The 23,118-nt window shown below is 39.9% G+C and carries 19 protein-coding genes, 1 pseudogene and 1 riboswitch; of the genes and pseudogenes, 10 read left to right on the forward strand and 10 right to left on the reverse strand.

The features are described 5' to 3' along the window. The first annotated feature begins 218 nt into the window (after nt 1-218). The 3 genes from HBL79_RS04065 to rnb all read left to right on the forward strand — a co-directional run bounded on the left by HBL79_RS04065 (nt 219) and on the right by rnb (nt 3,933). Nucleotides 219-974 carry a Nif3-like dinuclear metal center hexameric protein gene (locus tag HBL79_RS04065; protein WP_035685115.1) on the forward strand — a complete coding sequence of 252 codons (756 nt, stop codon included), beginning with the start codon at nt 219-221 and terminating at the stop codon, nt 972-974. Nucleotides 975-1,094: 120 nt separating this feature from the next. Further along, nucleotides 1,095-1,883, forward strand: coding sequence for an SDR family oxidoreductase (locus tag HBL79_RS04070; protein WP_035685113.1), 789 nt, complete (start codon nt 1,095-1,097; stop codon nt 1,881-1,883). Nucleotides 1,884-1,953: 70 nt separating this feature from the next. Then, nucleotides 1,954-3,933: an exoribonuclease II gene (gene rnb / locus HBL79_RS04075; protein ID WP_035685110.1), complete on the forward strand. Its 1,980-nt coding sequence runs from the start codon at nt 1,954-1,956 to the stop codon at nt 3,931-3,933. 230 nt (nt 3,934-4,163) lie between these two features. Here rnb and HBL79_RS04080 read toward each other — a convergent pair whose 3' ends face one another. Next, on the reverse strand, nt 4,164-4,559 hold the full coding sequence (locus HBL79_RS04080) for an H-NS family histone-like protein (protein WP_017807231.1): 396 nt from the start codon (nt 4,557-4,559) through the stop codon (nt 4,164-4,166). A 213-nt stretch (nt 4,560-4,772) separates the two neighbouring features. Next, a riboswitch (Lysine riboswitch) is annotated at nt 4,773-4,948 on the forward strand. A gap of 95 nt (nt 4,949-5,043) precedes the next feature. Here HBL79_RS04080 and HBL79_RS04085 point away from each other — a divergent pair. From HBL79_RS04085 to ilvN, 3 genes are all read left to right on the forward strand, one after another. Continuing rightward, nucleotides 5,044-6,567: a Na+/H+ antiporter NhaC family protein gene (locus HBL79_RS04085; RefSeq protein ID WP_046097376.1), complete on the forward strand. Its 1,524-nt coding sequence runs from the start codon at nt 5,044-5,046 to the stop codon at nt 6,565-6,567. Nucleotides 6,568-6,835: 268 nt separating this feature from the next. Then, nucleotides 6,836-8,554: an acetolactate synthase 3 large subunit gene (locus HBL79_RS04090; RefSeq protein ID WP_035685105.1), complete on the forward strand. Its 1,719-nt coding sequence runs from the start codon at nt 6,836-6,838 to the stop codon at nt 8,552-8,554. Then, nucleotides 8,554-9,045 carry an acetolactate synthase small subunit gene (ilvN, locus tag HBL79_RS04095; protein ID WP_017805703.1) on the forward strand — a complete coding sequence of 164 codons (492 nt, stop codon included), beginning with the start codon at nt 8,554-8,556 and terminating at the stop codon, nt 9,043-9,045. Before HBL79_RS04090 ends, ilvN begins: the two co-directional genes overlap by 1 nt. Before the next feature lie 78 nt (nt 9,046-9,123). Here ilvN and HBL79_RS04100 read toward each other — a convergent pair whose 3' ends face one another. Next, nucleotides 9,124-10,074 (reverse strand): lactate/malate family dehydrogenase, encoded by a 951-nt coding sequence (locus HBL79_RS04100; protein WP_035685102.1) that lies wholly within the window; start codon nt 10,072-10,074, stop codon nt 9,124-9,126. Between the two features lie 101 nt (nt 10,075-10,175). Then, entirely contained in the window at nt 10,176-11,057 is an 882-nt protein-coding gene (locus HBL79_RS04105; RefSeq protein ID WP_035685099.1) for a LysR family transcriptional regulator, read from the reverse strand. A 98-nt stretch (nt 11,058-11,155) separates the two neighbouring features. Between HBL79_RS04105 and HBL79_RS04110 the strand changes: the two are divergent. Continuing rightward, nucleotides 11,156-11,394, forward strand: a pseudogene (locus HBL79_RS04110) (DUF896 domain-containing protein). A 69-nt stretch (nt 11,395-11,463) separates the two neighbouring features. Then, complete coding sequence (locus HBL79_RS04115) at nt 11,464-12,333, forward strand: pirin family protein (RefSeq protein WP_017805696.1); 870 nt, start codon at nt 11,464-11,466, stop codon at nt 12,331-12,333. 208 nt (nt 12,334-12,541) lie between these two features. Here HBL79_RS04115 and HBL79_RS04120 read toward each other — a convergent pair whose 3' ends face one another. Next, nucleotides 12,542-13,099, reverse strand: coding sequence for an NAD(P)H nitroreductase (locus tag HBL79_RS04120; protein WP_035685096.1), 558 nt, complete (start codon nt 13,097-13,099; stop codon nt 12,542-12,544). A gap of 144 nt (nt 13,100-13,243) precedes the next feature. On the opposite strand from HBL79_RS04120, the gene sppA reads away from it, so the two are divergent. After that, nucleotides 13,244-15,106 carry a signal peptide peptidase SppA gene (gene sppA / locus HBL79_RS04125; RefSeq protein WP_035685093.1) on the forward strand — a complete coding sequence of 621 codons (1,863 nt, stop codon included), beginning with the start codon at nt 13,244-13,246 and terminating at the stop codon, nt 15,104-15,106. 58 nt (nt 15,107-15,164) lie between these two features. Here the strand turns inward: sppA and HBL79_RS04130 are convergent, their stop codons facing one another. Beyond that, on the reverse strand, nt 15,165-16,049 hold the full coding sequence (locus HBL79_RS04130; protein ID WP_035685091.1) for a LysR family transcriptional regulator: 885 nt from the start codon (nt 16,047-16,049) through the stop codon (nt 15,165-15,167). A 99-nt stretch (nt 16,050-16,148) separates the two neighbouring features. On the opposite strand from HBL79_RS04130, the gene topA reads away from it, so the two are divergent. Then, nucleotides 16,149-18,755, forward strand: coding sequence for a type I DNA topoisomerase (topA, locus tag HBL79_RS04135; protein WP_035685089.1), 2,607 nt, complete (start codon nt 16,149-16,151; stop codon nt 18,753-18,755). A gap of 105 nt (nt 18,756-18,860) precedes the next feature. Here the strand turns inward: topA and HBL79_RS04140 are convergent, their stop codons facing one another. The 5 genes from HBL79_RS04140 to HBL79_RS04160 form a co-directional block, all read right to left on the reverse strand. After that, nucleotides 18,861-19,526 carry a DUF799 domain-containing protein gene (locus HBL79_RS04140; protein ID WP_035685086.1) on the reverse strand — a complete coding sequence of 222 codons (666 nt, stop codon included), beginning with the start codon at nt 19,524-19,526 and terminating at the stop codon, nt 18,861-18,863. Next, a complete protein-coding gene (locus tag HBL79_RS04145) occupies nt 19,523-19,891 on the reverse strand; it encodes a DUF4810 domain-containing protein (protein ID WP_035685084.1) in 369 nt (122 codons plus the stop codon). Before HBL79_RS04145 ends, HBL79_RS04140 begins: the two co-directional genes overlap by 4 nt. A gap of 17 nt (nt 19,892-19,908) precedes the next feature. After that, nucleotides 19,909-20,577 carry a CsgG/HfaB family protein gene (locus tag HBL79_RS04150; RefSeq protein ID WP_035685081.1) on the reverse strand — a complete coding sequence of 223 codons (669 nt, stop codon included), beginning with the start codon at nt 20,575-20,577 and terminating at the stop codon, nt 19,909-19,911. A gap of 141 nt (nt 20,578-20,718) precedes the next feature. Further along, the gene (locus tag HBL79_RS04155) at nt 20,719-21,516 is read right to left on the reverse strand and encodes a 4Fe-4S cluster-binding domain-containing protein (protein ID WP_035685079.1); all 798 of its coding nucleotides are present in this window, start codon (nt 21,514-21,516) and stop codon (nt 20,719-20,721) included. Further along, the gene (locus tag HBL79_RS04160) at nt 21,516-23,060 is read right to left on the reverse strand and encodes a YjjI family glycine radical enzyme (protein WP_035685076.1); all 1,545 of its coding nucleotides are present in this window, start codon (nt 23,058-23,060) and stop codon (nt 21,516-21,518) included. The genes HBL79_RS04155 and HBL79_RS04160 overlap by 1 nt, the downstream gene beginning before the upstream one ends. Nucleotides 23,061-23,118 lie beyond the last annotated feature (58 nt).

Genomic DNA, 23,118 nt, shown 5'->3' on the forward strand with positions numbered 1-23,118 from the left:
TAATAGGAATTTATTATGAATGGTAACTGTTTAAATAGAGCATTTTAAACAAATCTTTAACGGCAGGTAGCAATGTAGGGATAACCAAAGCATTTTTATTTGTATTAAAAAAGTTTCTATTTTGATAGAATAAATCTATAGACGTAAGTAAATAATTCTTGGTAGAAAGAAAATATAATCAACACAATATAAGAAAAGGCTTTTATTACATTTTTATTATGAACAACATAGTATTAGAACAACTTCTTAACGAAAAACTTAACGCAGCGGCGATTTCTGACTATGCGCCGAATGGTTTGCAAGTGGAAGGCAGAGAGCAGGTGAAAAAAATCATCACAGGTGTAACTGCAAGCCTTGCGTTGATTGACTATGCCATCAGCCAAAACGCCGATGCAATTTTAGTTCATCACGGTTATTTTTGGAAAAGCGAAAACCCTTGCATTCGAGGAATGAAAGGCAAACGAATCAAAGCCTTATTGCAAAATAATATTAATTTATACGCTTACCACCTGCCCCTTGATGTTCACCCAGAGCTAGGCAACAACGCCCAACTTGCGGCGTTATTGGGTATTGAAAATCTGCAACCCTTAGAGCAAGGTAAATTCAGCATTCCTGTTTATGGCACGCTCGCCACACCTATCAGCGGGGAAGCATTTGCTCAGCGTATTGAGCAACAATTACAACGTAAACCGCTTTTTTGTGCTGAAAATGCACCGCACTTTATCCGCACAGTGGGGATTTGCACGGGCGGCGGTCAGGGTTATATTGATCTTGCCGCACAGCAGGCACTTGATGCCTTTATTACGGGCGAGGTGTCCGAACAAACCATTCATTCTGCCACCGAACAAGGCATTAACTTTTTTGCCGCAGGGCATCACTGCACGGAGCGGTATGGGGTGAAAGCCTTGGGCGAATGGTTGGCGGAACAACACGGTTTTGAAGTGGAATTTAAAGAGATTTATAATCCCGCATAGTAAGACATAAGGCTAGCAAAGTGCGGTCAGATTTTTGGCACATTTTCAGGTCAGCTTTGTGTAACGGTGAGTTTTCCCTTATACTATGCACAATTTTTTCATCACAAATAGGAATTAAAAATGGGTTTCTTAACTGGTAAACGTATTTTAATCACAGGTTTAGCAAGCAATCGTTCTATTGCTTATGGGATTGCGGCTGCAATGAAACGTGAGGGCGCAGAATTAGCTTTCACTTATTTAAACGATAAATTAAAACCACGCGTAGAAGAATTTGCCAAAGAATTTGGTTCAGATATCATTCTTCCTCTTGATGTGGCGAGCGATGAAAATATCACTCACTGTTTTGCGGAATTAAGCAAACATTGGGAAAAATTTGATGGCTTCGTACACGCCATTGCGTTCGCACCGGGTGATCAGTTAGATGGCGACTATGTAAACGCCGCAACGCGTGAGGGCTTCCGCATTGCTCACGACATCAGTGCATACAGCTTCGTAGCAATGGCACAAGCGGCACGTCCAATGTTAAATCCAAATTCAGGGCTTGTTACTCTCACCTATTTAGGTGCGGAGCGTGCCATTCCAAACTATAACGTAATGTGTTTAGCGAAAGCCTCTCTTGAAGCCAGCACCCGTGTAATGGCTGCAGATTTAGGCAAAGACGGCATTCGTGTTAATGCCATTTCTGCAGGCCCAATCCGCACACTCGCGGCTTCAGGCATTAAAAACTTCAAGAAAATGCTTGCGACTTTTGAAAACACCGCCCCATTACGCCGTACCGTTACCATTGAAGATGTAGGTAATTCAGCGGCATTCTTATGTTCTGACCTTGCTTCAGGGGTAACAGGCGAAGTATTGCACGTTGATGCAGGCTTTAGCATTACCGCAATGAGCGAATTAGGTGCAGAATAAGTTTAACCCAACACAAAATAAGGCAGACCTATGGCGTCTGCCTTTTGTCGTTTATTAAGAAAAGATCATTATGTTTCAAAACAACCCTTTACTTTCCCAATTAAAACAACAAATTCGTGATAGCAAGCCCGTCGTGGAAGGCGTGGTGCGTGGCTCTGACAAGGCCTTTGGCTTTTTAGAATGCGATAAAAAAAGCTATTTCATTCCACCGCAAGCGATGAAAAAAGTAATGCACGGCGATAAAATCAAAGCCCGCATTGAAACCGTTGGTGATAAAGAGCAGGCTGAGCCAGAAGAATTGATTGAGCCAATGCTCACCCGCTTCATCGCCAAAGTGCGGTACAATAAAGACAAGAAATTACAAGTGCTGGTGGATCACCCACAAATTAACCAGCCTATCGGTGCGAATAAAGCCAAAACGGTAACAGAAGACTTGCAAGAGGGCGATTGGGTGGTGGCAGAGCTTAAAACCCACCCCTTACGCGATGATCGTTTTCTCTTCGCCCAAATCACCCAATTTATTTGTCAGAAAGACGATGAATTTGCCCCTTGGTGGGTAACGCTGGCACGTCATCAGCAATCCCGTTATCCTGTACAAGGGCAAGAAAGTTACGAGATGTTGGATCAACAAACTCGCGAAGATTTGACCGCACTTCATTTCGTGACTATTGACAGTGAAAGCACGCAAGATATGGACGATGCCCTTTACATTGAAGCCCTTGAAGAAGACGGGCAACCCGCGGGCTGGAAATTAGTGGTCGCCATTGCCGATCCAACAGCCTACATTGATGAAAACTCCATTATCGAGCAAGAAGCTAAACAGCGTTGCTTTACTAACTATCTACCTGGTTTCAACATTCCAATGTTGCCGCGTAAGCTTTCTGATGAGCTTTGTTCATTAATGGAAAATGAAACTCGCCCTGCGTTGGTGTGCTTTATTGACGTGAATTTAGACGGCAGCCTTCGCAACAAGCCGACATTTGTTTCGGCTTATGTGAAGTCAAAAGCCAAATTGGCTTATGACAAGGTTTCGGACTATTTAGAACAAAAAGAGGGTGCGTGGCAGCCTGAAAATGCTGCGAGCAAAACCCAAATTGATTTGCTCCATCAATTCACCCTTGCCCGCATTCAATGGCGTAAAACCCACTCGCTACTGTTTAACGAGAAGCCTGATTACAGCTTTAAACTAGCTGAAAATGGCAAAGTAGAAGCCATTGTGGCGGAATACCGCCGTATTGCCAATCAAATCGTAGAAGAAGCAATGATTTTAGCCAATATTTGTGCAGCGCAATATCTCAATGAAACGGCAAAATGGGGGATCTTCAACACCCACAGTGGTTTTGATCAAAAAAATCTCGTCCCTGCCCAACAATTTTTGCTTTCTCAATTAGCAAATGAAGAAAATGAAGCGGATCTAAAAGAACGCTATTCGAGCGAAAACTTGGCAACGCTCGAGGGGTATTGCCGTATGCGACAGGATATTGAACCTATTGAGGGGGATTATTTGGAGCTACGCCTACGCCGCTATCTCACCTTTGCCGAATTTAAGGCTGAATTAGCACCGCACTTTGGTTTAGGCTTGGCGGGTTATGCCACTTGGACATCACCAATTCGGAAATATTCCGATATGGTGAATCATCGCCTCATCAAAGCGAGCCTCACCACCCAGCAATACCAAAAGCCCGCCGATGAGGTGTTACAACGTTTGCAAGAAGCTCGCCGCCAAAACCGCTTAATCGAACGCGACATTGCCGACTGGCTTTATTGCCGCTATCTCGCAGAAAAAATGGAAAGCCGCCCCCAATTCAGTGCCGAAATCCAAGATGTAATGCGAGGTGGATTACGCGTTCAATTATTGGAAAACGGTGCTTCAATGTTTATTCCTGCTTCCACCTTGCACAATAACAAAGAAGAAATGCAAGTTAATCCTGACGAAATCGCCCTTTATATCAAAGGCGAAAGAGTTTATAAACTTGGCGATAGGGTAAAGGTTGGATTGATGGAAATAAAGGAGGAGACACGTAGTATTATTGGCAATATTATTGAATAATAGTCATTTTGAAATAGGATTATTGTTTCACTTGATTTTAAATTTAAAACAACATTAGACTCAAAATGAATGTATTTATTTTAGGGCTAATGTTTGTTTTATCTTTAAATTTATACTGTATAAACTAGCTTCACGTTTTTATTTTTTAGGATAAAGATGGATAAAAAAGTGTAAATGAACTGTAACAACTTATAGATCATTTACACTGAATCGCTGTATAGTAAAATAGTTTAAATCTCGAAATCAGATAGAGATTTACCAGCTTCTAATTCACGTTGAATAGCTAAAGGAGTTCTTCCTTTGCCCGTCCAAGTTCTTACGCGTCCATTATCTGTATACTGATATTTAGCTGGACGAGCAGGCTGTTTTGTTTTTCCTACATTATTTATACTTGAAGAAAGGAGTTCTTCGGTAGAAATACCTTTTTCTCTTAATAAATTATGCACTTCTTCTAGTGCTTTTAATTTTTCTGCCTTTTGTTGAGCAATTTTAGCTAATGTTTCTCGTTTTTCTTCAATAACAATTTTTATCTTTTCTAAGATTTCTTCTAATTGTTCTAATTCCACATCTTTAGCTATTGCACGCAAGCTACGAATATTTTTTAAGATTTTTAATGCATCAGTCATTTTCATCTCCTAAATTGAATGGTACTAAATAAGTTGATTTAATAATAGCGAAAATATTATTTAAGGTAAATACTAGAACCATTAAATATTTAATTTTAATAGTTAGAGCTAGCTACTTTTATTTGTTTTTCTAGTCTATAAGATGGGTTAAAAAGCTATCTTCTTAGATAGTACTTGGAATTTTTCGGATATTATTGTAACCTTTATGTATCCTACATATGTAGAGGAGCGGCTATTATAAGTATTTTTTCTGAGTGGATAACGATGAGGAAAAAGGAAAGGAATAGTTGCCGAAATCAATTAAAAGTCGTTTTAATTGGTTGGGAGCGTTTTCGAAAGAAACGTTACTGTCATAGTCTTTTTAACAACTATGGAGCGCTACTGGTTAGGTTGGGTATAATTATACTTAGCTTTTATTTTAAATTATTTTTTCTTTAAAATAGTAAACCTCAGTGGTTCTCCCTTATTCTTAGGTAGAACAATAATGGAACTCTTAGATTATTCCACATCAATTTGGTCGGTTGTCCCGCCCCTGTTAGCCTTATTATTGGCGATTTTCACGCGTAAAGTGATTTTATCCTTAAGCATTGGTATTTTAATTGGCTCATTAATGTTGGCAGATTTCAACATTGCCAACACAGCGATTTATTTAAAGAATACCGTGCAATCTTTGGTATATGGTGATGACGGTTGGAACTTTGATACCATCAACATCATTTTATTCTTATTGTTATTAGGAATTTTGACCGCACTTTTAACCGTATCTGGCAGCAATCGTGCCTTTGCGGAATGGGCGCAAAAGCGTATTAAAAATCGCCGTGGCGCGAAATTAATGGCGGCTTCTTTGGTCTTTGTTACCTTTATTGATGACTATTTCCACAGCCTTGCAGTGGGGGCGATTGCCCGTCCTGTTACGGATAAATTTAAAGTTTCTCGTGCAAAATTAGCCTATATTTTGGATTCCACCGCTGCGCCAATGTGTGTGATTATGCCTGTTTCAAGCTGGGGCGCGTACATTATCACCTTAATTTCAGGCTTACTTGCTACTTACGCCATTACAGATTACACCCCAATCGGGGCATTTATGGCAATGAGTGCGATGAATTTCTATGCGATTTTCTCTATTTTAATGGTGTTCTTCGTGGCCTATTTCTCTTTTGACATTGGTTCAATGGCAAGACACGAAAAACTCGCGCTTGAAAGAACAGAAGAAGATCAAGATGAGCAAAACGGCGTAAAAGGCCACGTTCGCAACTTGATTTTACCTATCGTTACCTTAATTGCCGCAACCGTATTTATGATGTTGCACACAGGTAATGAAGCCCTTGCCGCAGACGGTAAACCGTTCTCTGTATTAGGCGCATTTGAAAACACTACAGTAGGCATTTCTTTAGTCGTGGGCGGCTGTGCTTCAATTGTTGTGGCAACCCTTTGTATTTTAATTGATCGTCAAGTGAGTTTTGCAGAATACGCCAAATCTTGGATCGTTGGCGTGAAATCAATGCTTGGTGCGATTTTGATTTTATTCTTTGCTTGGACAATCAACAATGTTGTGGGCGATATGAAAACAGGGACTTATTTATCTAGCCTTGTGTCTGGTAATTTACCAGTGGCTGTGTTGCCTGCGTTATTGTTCGTATTAGGTGCAGTAATGGCGTTCTCAACAGGAACAAGCTGGGGAACATTCGGAATTATGTTGCCAATTGCTGCAGCCATTGCCGCCAATGCCGCGCCAGAATTAATGTTGCCTTGTCTTTCAGCGGTAATGGCAGGGGCGGTGTGTGGCGACCACTGTTCACCCGTTTCCGATACCACCATTTTGTCTTCCACTGGCACGAAATGTAATCATATGGATCACGTTACCACCCAGTTACCTTATGCGTTAACCTTAGCTACAGCAACCATTGTGGGCTATCTTGTGGTTGGTTACACCGCATCAGGCGTGTTTGGCTTTATTGCCACAGCAATCACCTTGGTTGCACTCATTTTCTTATTTAAAAGACGTTAGAGTGTGATCTAGATCACAAAATTGGAAATAAAATTTTATTTCGTCTATTTTATAAAATGCGGCAGATTGTCGCATTTTTTTATTTTAGGCTGAATTTTATTTTACAAAATATTGCAGTTTTAGGATTTTAAAAAATCTTATCCTAAAAGTTTCCGCTATTTTCACTCAAATCTTGCTAGACAAGCCATTCTGAATCCGTTACAAATAATCATCGTTAATTAAAAAACAAAAGTGCGGTGCAAATTCCGCAAATTTTTACGAGGTAACAATGAAAAAATTATCAGGTGCGGAAATGGTTGTGCAATCCTTGCGTGATCAGGGCGTAAAATTTGTCTTTGGCTACCCCGGTGGCTCGGTATTGGATATTTATGATGCTATCCACACATTAGGCGGCATTGAGCATATTTTGGTACGCCACGAACAAGCGGCAGTGCATATGGCAGACGGCTATGCTCGTGCCACTGGGGAAGTAGGCTGCGTGTTAGTCACATCAGGGCCGGGGGCAACCAATGCGATTACTGGTATTGCCACTGCGTATATGGATTCTGTCCCTCTGGTTGTAATTTCAGGGCAGGTAATGTCTGGTTTAATCGGTAGCGATGCGTTCCAAGAATGCGATATGGTGGGGATCTCTCGTCCTGTGGTGAAACACAGCTTTTTAGTAAAGCGAGCGGAAGATTTGCCTGAAATTATCAAAAAAGCCTTTTATATTGCCTCAACAGGTCGTCCGGGGCCTGTGGTGATTGATTTACCGAAAGATGTGGTAAATCCAGCTAATAAATATACTTATACCTATCCGCAAGAAATCAGCTTGCGTTCTTATAATCCGACAGTGCAAGGGCATAAAGGGCAGATCAAAAAAGCGTTGAAAGCCTTATTGGTGGCGAAAAAGCCCGTGCTTTTCATTGGTGGTGGGGCGATCACGGCAAATTGTAGTGAACAAATTCACCAATTTGCGAAACAATTAAATCTACCTGTTACCTCTTCCTTAATGGGACTAGGTGCATTTCCAAGTACGGATAAACAGTTCTTAGGAATGTTAGGAATGCACGGCACATATGAAGCGAATAACGCAATGCACCACAGTGATTTAATTTTCGCCATTGGTGTGCGTTTTGATGATCGTACTACCAATAATTTGGAAAAATATTGCCCGAATGCCAAGGTGGTGCATATTGATATTGACCCAACGTCCATTTCTAAAAATGTACCAGCGGCAATTCCGATTGTGGGCAGTGCAGAAAATGTGTTAAACGAAATGTTAGCTTTATTAGAAGAAGATAACTTAGCTAAATCCCAAGCGGATCTGAGTGATTGGTGGAAACAAATTGATGAATGGAAAGCGGTGAAATGCTTGGATTTTGATCGCAATAGTGGTGTGATTAAACCCCAGCAAGTAATCGAAACAGTTTACCGTTTAACCAAAGGTCAGGCTTATGTGGCATCTGATGTGGGACAGCATCAAATGTTTGCAGCGTTGCATTATCCTTTTGATCAGCCTCGCCATTGGATTAACTCAGGCGGGCTTGGCACAATGGGCTTTGGCTTGCCGGCTGCGTTAGGCGTGAAACTGGCTCACCCAGAGGCAACGGTGGTGTGTGTAACGGGGGACGGCAGTATTCAAATGAATATTCAAGAACTTTCCACTGCACAACAATACGGCATTCCTGTAGTGATCATCAGCCTTAATAACCGTTTCTTAGGAATGGTGAAACAATGGCAGGATTTAATTTATTCAGGGCGTCATTCGCACTCGTATATGGATTCACTGCCTGATTTTGTGAAATTAGCCGAATCTTATGGACACGTCGGCATTCAAATTGATCACCCTGAAGAATTGGAAAAAAAGCTGGCACAGGCTTTTGCTATTAAAGATAAATTAGTGTTTGTTGATATTAAAGTGGATGAAACCGAACACGTTTATCCAATGCAAGTGCGTGGCGGTGCGATGAATGAAATGATTTTAACTAAACCGGAGAAAGCCTAATGCGTAGAATTTTATCAGTGTTATTAGAAAATGAATCGGGGGCATTATCCCGCGTGGTGGGCTTATTCTCTCAACGTGCCTTTAATATTGAAAGCCTAACAGTTGCTCCCACTGATGATCCTACGCTTTCGCGTATGACTATCGAAGCTTACGGCGATGAGCAAGTGCTAGAGCAAATTGAAAAGCAACTGCATAAATTGGTAGATGTGTTTAAAGTGATCAGCCTAAGCGATTGTGAACACGTTGAGCGTGAAGTGATGTTGGTGAAAGTGCGTGCGCAAGGCAGCTCCCGTGATGAGCTAAAACGCTTGGCGGAAATTTTCCGTGGACAAATCGTGGACGTTACCACCAAATCCTACACCATTCAATTAGTGGGAACGAAAGATAAACTTGATGCTTTTGTGAAAGCATTAAAAGAAGAAAGTTCGCTGATTGAAATTGTTCGTTCAGGCTTAATCAGCCTTTCGCGTGGCGAGAAAAATTGTTTGTAGGAATAGAGTAGCAAAGCAGTAAAAAATAAAGTGCGGTGGTTTTTCCGCACTTTTTTAATCAATATTATTGATCCATTATTAACACTTCAACCCTGTGCTTTCAGCCACTTGCTCAACTACTTGGCGTAAGGCTTTGGCACATTGGTGAAGTTGCTCTAACTCATCAGCGGGTAGTTTGTATTTCAAAATGCGTTCTACGCCTTTGCTACTGATGATCATTGGCACGTTCACCACCACATCGTTTAAGCCGTATTCGCCGTTGAGCATTGTGCCAACGGGCAAGACAGAATATTCATTAATGCTAATGGCGCGAATAATGCGGAACACGCTCGCCGCAATGGCGTGGTTGGTGTTGAGTTTTAAGCTGAATACTTCCAAACCAATGGCTTTGGTGGCTTTGAGTAGCTCTTGTGGATCGAGCATCGGCACATCGTTTTGCTGGCAAAAATCATCGATTTTTTGCCCTGCGATATTTACGATACTCCAAGGAATAAAACTATTGGTGCCGTGTTCGCCCATCACATAACCGAACACGTTTTTCGGATCGATTTTTACTTTATCGGCAATAATTTTCATCATTCGTGCCGTATCCACCACACAACCTGCGCTAATTACACGGTGTGCTGGGAAGTTCGTATTACGAATAATGAAGTGGGTGAGAATATCACAAGGATTGGTAACCACAATGATAATCGCATTGGGTGTATAACGTTCTAATTGACGGGCAATCTCCACGGTGATTTTCGCATTGATATGACCAATTTCTAAGCGATCTTGTCCCACTTTAATTTGTGCGCCAGCGGTGATCACCACCACATCGCTATCACGGGTATCTTCATATTCACCGGAAATAATTTTGGTGTTTTTGGCGAAGGTTAATGCGCTAGTATGGCTGAAATCTAACTGTTCGCCACGAGTGCGTTCTTTGTTGAGATCCACCAAGACTACTTCTTGGCATTCGCCCATTGTCAGAAGATAATTACAAATGCCCACGCCCACAGCACCTGCACCGATAATGGATACTTTCATTGTGTTTTCCTGTATTTGTTATAAGTTAAGTTGTTTTCAAAAGGGCGTTAATCTTACTTTATCTGTTTCCCTTGCTCAACGCCTGAATAGAAAGTGCGGTGTTATTTTGGCGAATTTTTTGCTACTTCGCTCAAAAAATTAACAAATGTTCGCACCGTTGGCGCAAGCCCGCGATTTTTATAATAAATGGCATATAAAGGCACGCTTTCCATTTGCCAATCGGGTAATAATTTTTGCCAATGAGGTTGAATTAAGCCTGAAAGCTCAGGCAACAGGGCAATCCCGTAGCTATCTTCAACAAGTTGCGCCAACACTGAAGCATCATTGGCTTGTAAGGCTTTTTTCCCTTGAATTAATTCCCGTTGATTGCCCTGCTTGAAAAGCCAATTTTTGCCATCACTTTTATGCAGCAAGCGGTGGTTTTTCAGTTCTTGTGGGGTGAGTGGCGTGCCATTTGCCTTTAAATAATGAGGTGAAGCGTAAACCCCAGAATCAATATCTAATAAATGTTTGGCAACCACATCATCAAGATCAAGCTCACCAATGCGTAAGGCAATATCCACGCCTTCTTGCAATAAATTCGCGCGGCGGTTTTCCATTGTAATATTCAGCTCAACGTCAGGGTGTTGCTGTAAATAGTGCGATAAATGGGGCGTGAGCCAATAACGCAAAATTTCACTGGAAACGGAAATACGCAGTAACCCTCGGGGCGTGGCTAAGCAATCTGCCACAGAATTCACCGCACTTTCTGCCGCTTCCACCGCAATTAAAGCGTGTTGATAAAAATGTTCACCCAGATCATTTAAACGTACCCCATTACGATTGCGATCGAGCAGTTTGCTGCCTAGTTGGTTTTCTAATTCTGTCAAACGGCGGCTTAAGCGAGATTTCGGCACGTTTAGCTGTTCAGCCGCGTGGGTTAGGCTACCAGATTGGATCACGGTAACAAAAAAACGCATATCATTGAGATCGATTTGTTGCATAAATAGAACCTTTTGTTTCAAATTTGACTATTGTTCACTATATGGAACAAGTATAAACTACGCCACAAGAAATAAGCAAACAGTTTAGGAGAAAGAAAATGCGTATTTTGGAATTAGATAGAATTAACGAATTAGCACGTAAAGCAAAAGTTACCGCACTTTCTGAAGCTGAATTAAATGAGCGTAGTGCGTTACGTCAGCGTTATTTAGCAGCAATCCATGGACAATTAACCAATATTTATCCACCGTAAGCGTGGTTGATCCAGATGGCAATGATGTTACCCCAACGAAATTGTGTGAAGCACAACGTAGTGGAATGCAAGTTGCCACTTGTTAATGAACTAACCGCCCTGAATATTCAGGGCATCACAAAAAACAGAATTGATCAAATTTAGGAGAAAAAATTATGCGTACAGTAAATCGAGTATATCAAGCACCACAAAAACATTGGGTGGGCGGTGGCTTTTATGTATCACCTTTATTTTCACATAGCCAACAGGATAAAGTAACTAGCCCGTTTTTAATGCTAGATTACGCAATGCCAATGGAGTTTAAACCTCATAACGGTGCACCACGCGGTGTAGGGGCACATCCACACGCAGGATTTGAAACCGTCACAATTGCATTGCAAGGTGAAGTAGAACACCGTGATAGCGATGGCAACGGCGGCGTAATCGGTGCAGGCGATGTACAATGGATGACCGCAGGAAATGGGATCGTTCACCAAGAGTTCCATAGCGAAAACTTCAGCCGCACAGGCGGAATGTTTGAAATGCTACAACTTTGGGTAAATTTGCCTGCGAAAGACAAAAACGCCCCAGCGGGTTATCAAAGCATTAAAGCGGTAGATATTCCAACTTATCACTTTGCGGATAATGCAGGAACAGCACGCATTATTGCAGGTGAACTGGACGGCGTAAAAGGCCCAGCTCACACCTTTACTGAGTTAAATATGTGGGAAATGGATATTAAAGCCAACCATAGCGTAACCATTAACGTGCCAGAAACCCACCATTTAATGTTGGTAGCATTACGCGGATCTGCCGTGATCAACGACAGCGACCGTGCGAACCCAACAGAATTGGTGATTTTCAACCACGAAAGCGGCGAAGTTAAAATCACCGCAGGTGATGAAAACGTGAAAATGGTGCTACTCAGTGGTGTGCCAATTGATGAGCCAATTGCAGCCTATGGCCCGTTCGTAATGAACACCCGCGAAGAATTAATCGAAAAATTCAACGCGTTTAATAAAGGTGAGTTTGGAGATATTCATTAATTGCGATAAAGTAAAGAGCGGTTTTATTTATAGTCATTTTTATCTTAGAGCTAGCCTCATTTATTTTGAATTTAAATGGCTATAATCTATGGCCGATTGGTCTTTTTTTTATAAGCTCAAAAGTTTATCAAATCTGTCAAAGGAAATATGGCTAGTTCGAAAGAACTAGCCATATTTGTATGCACAACCTAGTTAATTGTTGATTTTTCTATTCTAAGTAATTGATGAATTTATTTATATCGATAGTTTTTGTTTCTCTCAGTAGTTTATTTTTAGCTGTTCCTAATAAAATAAAAGCGATAATTTTATCATCCTGTTTACAGCCTAAAGCTTCGCGTAATGCACTGCCTTCAAGCCAAGGGCCTGTTACCCAAATATTATCAAACTCTTGTGCGTTTGCCGCTAACTGTATGGCATAACAAGCTGCACCTGCGGTTAACATTTGCTCCCAAACTGGGACTTTCGCAATATCTTTTTGGATTTTCGCGACAACGGCAATTATCATTGGTGCTCGTGTGGCAAATTCTTCAGCTTTTTTCAAGCGATCTTCACCTAAATTCAGTTCTGTTACTGCACATTTTAGTAATGAGCTGAGTGTTGTAAGTCCCTCATTTTCAATAACCACAAAGTGATAGGGTTGTAATTTCCCGTGATCGGGGACATGCATTGCAGCTTGAAATATTTGTTTTAGCTGTACTTTATTAGGGGCTGGTGCATAGAGTTTTTTATTAGAACGTCGAGATGTAAGAAGTGTTAAGGCATCCATAAATAAGGTATCCTGTCATCTATAGTAATTAGATGGAATTATAGCGCAGTTAGAGTAAAATTAACGGTAAATGATTAAATAATCATTCGCATTTAATGTGTAATCTGTTATTATATTGCTTTATGATTTATTTTTAGGGGCGTTATGAAATTTTTGTTTAAGTTACTTAAATTTTTTTGGTCGGGACTAAATTTTCTTCGTAATTTAGTGATGAATGCTATCTTTTTGCTCTTTCTTATGGCTGTATTTGTTATTGCTGGTTTAATAATGAACCCCAATAAAGATAGTAAGGTTCAACTTTTTGGTGAACAGGGGGCATTGTTCTTCAAATTAGACGGTTATCTTGCTGATGATAGAGGGGAGTATTCTTTACGTGATATATTAAAAGAAATTGATGCTAAATATGATATACCACGTCAGATTTCGACATTTGATATTGTATATGCCATAAGAAAAGCGGCTAATGATGAGCGTATTCAAGGGTTAGTTTTTGATTTAAATCATTTTGATGGGGCAGATCTGCCAGCAATAAAATATGTTGGTTCTGCTATTTCAGAGTTTAAGGCAAGTGGAAAGCCTGTAATCGCTTATGCAGATAGCTATACACAAAAGCAATATCTTTTAGCAAGTTATGCGGATGAAATTTATCTTAACCCTATTGGGCGTGTGGACATTAAAGGGTTATCTGTACAAAATCTATACTACAAAGACCTACTCGATAAGTTGAAAGTAACACCACATATTTTTCGCGTAGGAACTTATAAGTCAGCAGTAGAACCTTTTTTACGTAATGATATGTCGCTTGAGGCGAAAAGGAATCTACAACGTTGGTTAAGTCTAATGTGGGCAGATTATGAAATGATGATTGCTGAAAATCGTCAAATTCCAAGACAGGATGTTCTACCAAGTGTAGATAAATATTTTGAGCAGTTAAGAGCATTAGATGGAGATCAAGCTATATACGCTAAACAAAGAAAATTTGTTAGTCAAATAGCCGATCGTTTCACACTGAATAAAGCATTAATAGAGCTTTTTGGTCAAAATCATAAGGAACAACCTAAATTATTGCCATTTGATGATTATTTATCATCCCTTCCAGATCGTATGGCAGGGGGGCTTAATAATATTGCAGTTGTTAATATTGAAGGGACAATTATTGATGGGAATAGTGATGAAAATGGTGTTGGTGGAGATAGTATCGCAAAATTATTACGCCGAGCTTATGATAATGATAAAGTAAAAGCGGTAATTGTGCGAATAAATAGTCCAGGCGGTAGTGCATTTGCTTCTGAAATAATTCGCCAAGAAATCGTACATTTGCAACAGGCTGGAAAACCCGTGATTGTGTCTATGGGGGCAATGGCAGCTTCTGGAGGATATTGGATTGCGAGTACAGCAGATTATATTTTCGCTGATGCGGATACGATAACAGGCTCAATTGGTATTTTTTCAATTTTTCCAACATTTGAGAAATCAATAGGCGAAATAGGGATAAATTCAGATGGTATTTCGACTTCTGAGTTAGCAAATCAATCGATTTTTGCAGAGTTGTCAAAAGTGAATTCAGATATTCATCAATTAGAAATTGAATACGGCTATGATAAGTTCCTTTCTTTAGTGAGTAAAGGGCGTCATCTTGATAAGAATGATGTAGATAAAATAGCACAAGGGCAAGTATGGCTAGGAAAAGAAGCTTTAGAGCATAAACTTGTGGATGAACTAGGTGATTTTGACCGAGCAGTTGATAAAGCAAGAGAATTAGTATATGCAAAATCACCTCAAGAAAAACAGATAAAGTTAGGGGTTGAATGGATTGTAGAAGAAGATGATTCCATTTTAGGAGGATTCTTTAAAGGGTTTAAAAAAGATGTTCAGTACCAACTATTACAAGGAATAGGTGTGCCGAATTCATTTTTTGAAATAAAGAAGAAATTAAATCAACTTTCACTATTGAATGATCCTAAAGGACAGTATTTGTATTGTATTAATTGTGGCATTTTGAATTAATATAAAAATCCCCTTTATTTTTAAGGGGATTTTTGTGAATAGGCTTTTTATTGAAAAATCATTCTAAGTGTAATTGACGAATAAAATTAATAAATGCCTTTATTTTCGCGGATAAGTGTCGTCTGTATGGATAGACAATATTTAAATCAATATTTTTTTGTGGATATTCAGTCAATATTTCTATTAACTCTCCTGATTTTAGTTCATTTTCTATTAAAAATTTTGGTGAATTTATGATTCCTAACCCAGATTTTGCGAATTCAGTAAGGGCGAGACCACTGTTACAAATCATATTAGTTTGAAGCTTTAAGCGAGTAATTCGTTTTCCATTAGTAAACTCCCCAAAGTTTTGGTTACTATTTGATTTATAAAGTAAAACTTTGTGTTGATATAAGTCTTCAAGAGTTTTTGGGGTACCGTTTTGAGCAAAATAAGTAGGAGACCCAACTATATGCATTGAAAAGGTGGCGATTTTTTGTGCTATTAAAGAGCTATCTTGTAAATTTCCTATTCGTAATGCCAAATCAAATCCTTCAGAAATTAAATCAACGGTTCGATCACTGAATTCTACTTCAACTTGTAAATTAGGGTTGGATTTTAGAAATTTCTCTAGGTTAGGAGCGATATAAAGTAAACCAAAATCACGTGGTACAGAGATATTTAATTTTCCTTGTAATGCTGTAGCTAAATTACTAATATTAGCTTCAGCTTCTTGTAATTCTGATAAAATAGGTTGACAGTGTTGATAATAAATTAATCCCGCTTCTGTTGGTACGATGGTGCGGGTAGTGCGTTGCAAAAGGCAGGTTTTGAGCTGTTCTTCAAGTTGCGAAACCAGTTTGCTTGCCATTGCGACAGAGATATTTTGTTGCATCGCAGTTTGGGTGAAACTTTTGGTTTCCACCACTTTACAAAAAACTGAAATTGCATTGAGTTTGTCCATTTATCTTCCTTTTTTTAAAAAATGATTGACCTATGCGTCGATAGTCCGCAATATATCGGCAATTTTACACAAGTTAGCAAGAATTAGGTAAATAAAAAGATGAGTAAATCTTTAGTGATTGTGGAGTCGCCAGCCAAGGCGAAGACCATCAATAAGTATTTAGGTAATGATTATATTGTGAAATCCAGCGTTGGGCATATTCGTGATTTGCCAACGGTTGGCAGTAGTAGCGGTGAAAAGGCCAAGCCGATTTCCACCAAAGGATTAAGCCCCGAAGAAAAGCAAAAAGTGAAGCAGGAAAAAGAGCGAAATGCGTTGGTGAAGCGTATGGGGATCGATCCTTATCACGGCTGGAAAGCGAATTATCAAATTCTTCCCGGTAAAGAAAAAGTGGTAGCTGAGCTGAAATCATTGGCGAAAAAAGCGGATCACATTTATCTTGCGACCGATTTGGATAGAGAGGGAGAGGCGATCGCGTGGCATTTGCGAGAAGTGATTGGTGGTGATGATGAGCGTTTTAGTCGCGTGGTGTTCAATGAAATTACCAAAAATGCCATCAAACAAGCCTTTGAACACCCCGAACAGCTTAACCTTGATCGCGTAAATGCTCAGCAAACACGGCGTTTTTTAGATCGCGTAGTGGGCTTTATGGTTTCCCCTTTATTATGGAAAAAAGTGGCTCGCGGGCTGTCTGCAGGGCGTGTGCAATCGGTGGCAGTGAAATTGCTGGTTGAGCGTGAGCGTGAAATTAAAGCCTTCCAACCTGAAGAATACTGGGAAGTGTCTGTGCTAACGCAAAATGCACAGAATATGGCGATTCATCTTAATGTTGCGACCTTTAAAGGCAAAAAATTTGAGCCGAAAAACGCACAGCAAGCACAAAGTGCGGTGGATTTTTTACGCGAATCTGCTTATGTGGTTTCCGATTTAGAAACCAAGCCAACCAGCTCAAAACCGAAAGCACCTTTTATTACCTCAACCTTGCAACAGACCGCCAGTACGCGTTTAAATTTTGGCGTGAAGAAAACAATGATGCTCGCTCAGCGTCTTTATGAAGCGGGTTACATCACTTATATGCGTACCGATAGCACGAATTTAAGCCAAGACGCGTTAGCAATGGTGCGTGATTACATCGGTTCGCATTATGGCGACAGTTATTTACCGAGCAAGCCGAATTTTTATTCCAGTAAAGAAAACGCCCAAGAGGCACACGAAGCCATTCGTCCTTCTGATGTTCGCGTATTGGCAGCGGATTTGCAAGGAATGGAAAAAGATGCCGTGCGTTTGTACGATCTCATCTGGCGACAATTTGTCGCTTGCCAAATGCCCGCAGCACAATATGACAGCACAACGCTGACAGTGAGTGCGGGAGATTATGGCTTAAAAGCGAAAGGGCGGATTTTACGTTTTGACGGTTGGACAAAAGTGCTACCGCCAATGGGGAAAAGTGCCGAAGATCAGGTTCTTCCCGCTGTGGCAGTTAATGAACAATTAGCCCTAAATGAAGTGATCCCGCAACAACATTTCACCAAACCGCCTGCTCGCTTTACCGAAGCGGCGTTAGTGAAAGAGTTAGAAAAACGGGGGATCGGTCGCCCTTCCACTTATGCGTCGATTATTTCGACCATTCAAGAACGCGGCTATGTGCGTGTGGAAAACCGTCGTTTCTATGCGGAGAAAATGGGTGAAATTGTTACCGATCGGCTCAATCAATCTTTCATTGATTTAATGAATTATGATTTCACTGCCAATATGGAAAATGTGCTTGACCAAATTGCTGATGGTGAAAAAAATTGGAAAACCGAGTTAAATCAATTCTTTAAAGATTTTTCTCAACAATTAAGCCAAGCTGAATTAGATGAGCTTGAGGGCGGAATGAAGCCAAATAGCCTTGTGATGACTGATATTAAATGTCCAACTTGTGGGCGTCCAATGGCGATTCGCACCGCAAGCACAGGCGTTTTCTTAGGCTGTTCAGGCTATGCGTTGCCACCAAAAGAGCGGTGTAAAACCACGATAAATTTGATTCCTGAAGCCGAATTGCTGAATGTGTTAGATGAATCTTCCGAAACCAAAGCCCTGATGGAGCGTAAACGCTGTCCAAAATGTGGCACGGCAATGGATAGTTATATTATTGATCCACAACGTAAACTTTATGTATGTGGGAATAATCCGAATTGCGATGGTTATATGGTGGAACAGGGCGAGTTTAAGATCAAAGGCTATGAGGGGCCGGTGGTGGAATGCGATAAGTGCGGTGCGGATATGCACTTAAAATTGGGGCGTTTTGGCAAATATATGGCTTGCACTCAATGCGACAATACGCGAAAAATCCTCAAAAATGGCGAGGTTGCACCACCAAAAGAAGAACCTGTACATTTCCCGGAGCTAAAATGTGAAAAATCTGATGCGTATTTTGTGTTACGCGATGGGGCAGGTGGCGTGTTTATGTCGGCTCACAACTTTCCGAAATCGCGTGAAACACGTCCCGCAAAAGTGGCAGAACTAGCACAATATCGTGAACGTCTGCCTGAAAAATTGCAGTATTTAGCCGATGCTCCACAAAAAGATCCAGAAGGCAATGAAGCCATTATCCGCTTCAGCCGTAAAGAAAAACGTCAATATATTACTTCTGAAAAAGCAGGAAAAGCCACCAAATGGCGTGCGGACTATATTGATGGAAAATGGGTAGAGAATGGGAAATAGTTTTCTTTATTAGTGATATTTTATTTCAATAAACTATGAGTAAAAAAGAAACCTACGACGAAAATCGTAGGTTTATTAGTCAGCTAAGTAGAATAAATTATGAACTTATTTGTTTTTTTCTATCTTATATTCAGACGAACGAGGACCATATAAAATCCCATTTGTTCTTTGAGGTGAAAGCAATTGACTTCCCGCTATTTGGGCTACATCGAATCCTTTATCAAGTAATGTCCCAGAAATTTGGTCAATAATCGCACCAATCAATGCTCCTAATATTGTACTATTATTGCTTTTTTCTGCAGAATCACTAGCCGTAACAGAGCCTTGCCATAATGCTTTACCTGTTTTAGCATCAACTAATTTTGCCTCAGCTTGAACAATAGTTATGCTTTGAATTAATTGATATCGGGTTCCATAATCTTTCACTGTAATATATAGAACGGCATCATTATTAAAGATTGCACGTAATTTATCAAGTTTAAGATTATGGATATCGGCAGCATTAGTTAATCCGTTCTGTCTAAATGTTTCATTAACAACAGCAACAGGAAATACATAATAACCTGCTTCTGATAATGGATAGGTTGTTGCTGTCAACATTCCCCAACTAGCATTCACTTCTGGTGATTCATTCAATGGTGGAAGAACCAAAATAGAGCTAGGGCGGCTTTTTTTAAATTCAGTATAATCTATAGGTTTTTCTGTATAAGTTTGGCATCCTGCTAAAACGAATACAGTCAAAAAGGGAAATAAAAACTTTATTAGTCTCATTTTTGTTCTCCATTGACTTTATTTTTCATTAAAAAATTAATATATGAAGAAGATTCTGGGAAGAGTTTTTTCTCTTCTAAGAATTGTTGACGTGCAGCATCTAACTGACCAGATTGAACCAATAACAATCCCATATGAGCATGAGCCCCCGGAGCAACAGCTAGTTGTTTATCTTTAGCATCACTAAAGTACTTTTCCATTGCTTCGATTTGATTACTAATAGACGTGCTGTCATTTTTGAGATAATCATATACTGTATTATTATACCCTTTCCAATAATACATATTATTTGTAGAAGTTCCGCATGCAGATAGGAATATAGAAAAAATCAACAATAACGGTAGTTTAAACAAATCTTTAATCATTTTATTCTTCCCTTATATCAATTCGGTTTCCAAGCTCCGCTATCAATAGACTGAGTCAAATTATTGACAGCTTCACGAATAGCTAAATCTAACACTTTGCCATTTAATGTGGAGTCATAACCTGAAGTTCCACCAAATCCAATAATTTCTCTATTAGAGAGAGAGTACTCACCAGCTCCTTGTACGGAATAAACGACCTCAGATGTTGAGACATCAACGACATTTAATGCTACTTTTGCATAGGCAACCTGTGATTTTCCTCTCCCTAATATGCCAAATAATTGATGATCGCCTACATCTTTCCGGCCAAATTCAGTTACATCACCAGTAATAACATATTTAGCTCCTTTTAGATTTTGGGCTTTACGTGAAATATTTGCTTCTTGTTTTAACTGGCTTAGATTGGTTCTATTTAATACATTAAATCGATTTGTTTGTTGTAAGTGTGTAACAAGAATTGTTTGGGCTTGACTTCCTAAACGATCTTCAGAATCAGAGAATATACCTCTTTGAAAGTCAGAGCGGTTTTCAAACGCTCCAACGGAAATAGGCGTTCTTATGCCATGATATTGTGTGTTATAGGAATTCACTTTAGCAACATCTAAGCTTCGAGATGATTCTACTGCACAGCCAGAAAGAAGAGCGAGGCTAATTGTACTGATAACTATAATTTTTGAATTAATCATATGGATTCTCCTAAGTAAGTGATATCGTTTAAAAATATGAATGAGTGATACCTATATATTGTAATAGAAGCTATTTTATAGCTCAAGTTGATGGACTGTATTAGACTAACATATTTATTAATCTAATATCGCTCCATAAAATTAGATAATCGTAATCACTTTTTGCATACCGCATTGTTTAGCAAATTCTGCCAGTGCCTGAGTTTCTTCCACTGTGGGAATAAATGGGGTTAAACCCGTTTCATCTCTTGCCCCTTTGCGATGTACGCGAATAATTTTGAATAACACATCGGGATAATCTCGTAGTAGTTGTGCGACTTTTTCTACTAAGTGGTAGGCATCAAAAAAATCTTTGATAAAAACCAACCGCACTTCTTCAATTTTAGAGTGCGGTAATAATTTGGCGAGGTTTTGCCAATTTCGGGTAAGGTTTTCTGTTTTGATATGTTGTTTGGTTGGAATAATTTGATTTGGCACTTTGCCTTGCTGATTTCGGCGTTCAAAACAGAGCGTTTGTAAGCCTAAGCCATCGCCTTTGAGATCAAAGAGAAATTTATCTGTTACAGAAATAAGTTCTTGTGTGCTGTCATAATCAAAAAAGCCACTACTATCGAGATAGCAAGTTAAGCCTTGTTGGCGTAAGGCGTGAAAAAGTGGGACTAATTTTTTATGATGAATGGTGGGTTCACCACCAGAAATGGTGACGCCTCGAATGAAAGGCACGGCATTCATTACCTGATCATATAAATATTGTAGGCTAACAAGTTTGGCTTCGGGATTATGCCGTGCAATGGTTTCAGGATTATGGCAATAAAGACAGTTTAGCTTGCAACCTTGCAAGAAAATGCTGGTACGATTGCCTTGTCCCTCTACATTGGAAAAGGGGATTATCCGATGTAGAGGAACATAGATCTCTGAGAGGGAAGCTGAGCTTTTCATTATGAATGAGCGGTTACATCTTCTTTATCGCGTAATTGGCGATCGAAAACCTTGGCACAATCGTCTGTACCTGAGCCATACCAAGTGGTATCCCGTAATACGGCTTCACCTTTACGATAGCGTTCCACTTCGCTTTTCTTCACTAAATAGCCTGTTACACGAATGAGATCGGTATTTTTCAGGTAAGTTGTAATGTAGCGATAGCCTTGTGCGAAAGCGCCATCAATAATATCCACCAGCGCATCTAAATGATCAGTATAGGTTTGATCGAAAGCAAAGAGATCTCCTGTACCAGAAGGGAAGTATTTATGGAATGGGGCCGATTGTTTTAGATGCGCTAATAATGTTGGCTCTTCACCTACACGAATACGGTGTGCTGGCGTATTCATTTTATCTTCTTCGTGGTTGCTCGCCCCCACTTGCGCGTGTAGTAAATAACGGTTATTGGTACGCTCCACATAAAGCCCTTTATGCGCGTTATTGACTTCTTCCAATTTATCCATAATGAGTGTGGCGATCTCATCACCACGTTGACTTTGCCCGAAGGTTTCATTAATGCCTTCTTGCTGTAAAAGATGATTGACCGCATCGGCTAATCCTACAATAGCGATCATACTGGTGAAGTTTTCACGCTTAATAAAACCTTCTTGCACTAAGAAATTGCTTTCAAAAAAATGGCTTTCTTCAATCAAGAATTTATGTCGTTTATCCATAGTGGAAAGGGCGAGTTTTGCCACTTTAGGGAGTAATTGATTGACCATTTCATCAACGCTTGAGCAAGCACGTCCGATTGTGCCTAATCGCAATCTGGTAAGGGTATAAGCACCTCCACATTCAGGCAGGGCATTGTAACAACTGGCGATACCATATTGTTCCCCCAAATCTTTAATGTAATAAGGATCATTGGCAAAAGAGGGTTTTGACACCAATAAACAAGCTTTAGCAGCAAGTTCTGCAAATTCACGCGAGGTTTTTTGTTTATCGTAGCGAATACTCATATTCGGCGTGGTGTTTTCTAGCTCAATGACTGCCTGTAAAATTAAACTCCCAGCCTTAGTGTCATAAGGACCAATATTGGCGTGGCAGAAAGAATCCGCAATAGTTTTATCAATGTGATTTAAGAAGCGTTTAATCTTGATGTAATCTTGCTTTTCGTCAGTAATGAAAGGATCGAGTAGCTCGTCTAAGCGTCCAATATAAACGGGATAAGTAGTAATAGATGGAACGTGGGAATAGAGAATGAGCAAACCATCTAGCACGTCATCAAGATCTTTGGGCGGCGGTAATTCAAGAAATTGGCAGCCTTTCTCAATATATACACTATAATCAGGCAAGATATAGCGTGGACGATAAATAGCATAGCCTTCACATAAATCACAAATCATCTGATTTTGCAGATATTCCCATTCTTCTTCGGTGTAGCCTAATAAATCAATGGGGTTAAATAACCGCTCAGCAATATTGCCTAAGCTCATTAATTTTTGATGATAGGTTAGATTTTTCGCTTTAACCACATCGAGAATATCTTGTAGTGAGGCTTGCATTGTTTGCTCCTTATATAAAATCACGCTGAATGGAAAGGGATTTTACCTAAGGAAAGAA

Origin of the sequence: Avibacterium paragallinarum (assembly GCF_011765605.1) — a bacterium.
In the GTDB taxonomy this organism is placed as follows: Bacteria; Pseudomonadota; Gammaproteobacteria; order Enterobacterales; family Pasteurellaceae; genus Avibacterium; species Avibacterium paragallinarum.

What these genes read in the sequence shown, in the direction of transcription:
- HBL79_RS04065 (WP_035685115.1), top strand. Translation starts at nt 219, where the DNA reads ATGAACAACATAGTATTAGAACAACTTCTTAACGAAAAACTTAACGCA.
- HBL79_RS04070 (WP_035685113.1), top strand. Translation starts at nt 1,095, where the DNA reads ATGGGTTTCTTAACTGGTAAACGTATTTTAATCACAGGTTTAGCAAGC.
- rnb (WP_035685110.1), top strand. Translation starts at nt 1,954, where the DNA reads ATGTTTCAAAACAACCCTTTACTTTCCCAATTAAAACAACAAATTCGT.
- HBL79_RS04080 (WP_017807231.1), bottom strand. Translation starts at nt 4,559, where the DNA reads ATGACTGATGCATTAAAAATCTTAAAAAATATTCGTAGCTTGCGTGCA.
- HBL79_RS04085 (WP_046097376.1), top strand. Translation starts at nt 5,044, where the DNA reads ATGGAACTCTTAGATTATTCCACATCAATTTGGTCGGTTGTCCCGCCC.
- HBL79_RS04090 (WP_035685105.1), top strand. Translation starts at nt 6,836, where the DNA reads ATGAAAAAATTATCAGGTGCGGAAATGGTTGTGCAATCCTTGCGTGAT.
- ilvN (WP_017805703.1), top strand. Translation starts at nt 8,554, where the DNA reads ATGCGTAGAATTTTATCAGTGTTATTAGAAAATGAATCGGGGGCATTA.
- HBL79_RS04100 (WP_035685102.1), bottom strand. Translation starts at nt 10,074, where the DNA reads ATGAAAGTATCCATTATCGGTGCAGGTGCTGTGGGCGTGGGCATTTGT.
- HBL79_RS04105 (WP_035685099.1), bottom strand. Translation starts at nt 11,057, where the DNA reads ATGCAACAAATCGATCTCAATGATATGCGTTTTTTTGTTACCGTGATC.
- HBL79_RS04115 (WP_017805696.1), top strand. Translation starts at nt 11,464, where the DNA reads ATGCGTACAGTAAATCGAGTATATCAAGCACCACAAAAACATTGGGTG.
- HBL79_RS04120 (WP_035685096.1), bottom strand. Translation starts at nt 13,099, where the DNA reads ATGGATGCCTTAACACTTCTTACATCTCGACGTTCTAATAAAAAACTC.
- sppA (WP_035685093.1), top strand. Translation starts at nt 13,244, where the DNA reads ATGAAATTTTTGTTTAAGTTACTTAAATTTTTTTGGTCGGGACTAAAT.
- HBL79_RS04130 (WP_035685091.1), bottom strand. Translation starts at nt 16,049, where the DNA reads ATGGACAAACTCAATGCAATTTCAGTTTTTTGTAAAGTGGTGGAAACC.
- topA (WP_035685089.1), top strand. Translation starts at nt 16,149, where the DNA reads ATGAGTAAATCTTTAGTGATTGTGGAGTCGCCAGCCAAGGCGAAGACC.
- HBL79_RS04140 (WP_035685086.1), bottom strand. Translation starts at nt 19,526, where the DNA reads ATGAGACTAATAAAGTTTTTATTTCCCTTTTTGACTGTATTCGTTTTA.
- HBL79_RS04145 (WP_035685084.1), bottom strand. Translation starts at nt 19,891, where the DNA reads ATGATTAAAGATTTGTTTAAACTACCGTTATTGTTGATTTTTTCTATA.
- HBL79_RS04150 (WP_035685081.1), bottom strand. Translation starts at nt 20,577, where the DNA reads ATGATTAATTCAAAAATTATAGTTATCAGTACAATTAGCCTCGCTCTT.
- HBL79_RS04155 (WP_035685079.1), bottom strand. Translation starts at nt 21,516, where the DNA reads ATGAAAAGCTCAGCTTCCCTCTCAGAGATCTATGTTCCTCTACATCGG.
- HBL79_RS04160 (WP_035685076.1), bottom strand. Translation starts at nt 23,060, where the DNA reads ATGCAAGCCTCACTACAAGATATTCTCGATGTGGTTAAAGCGAAAAAT.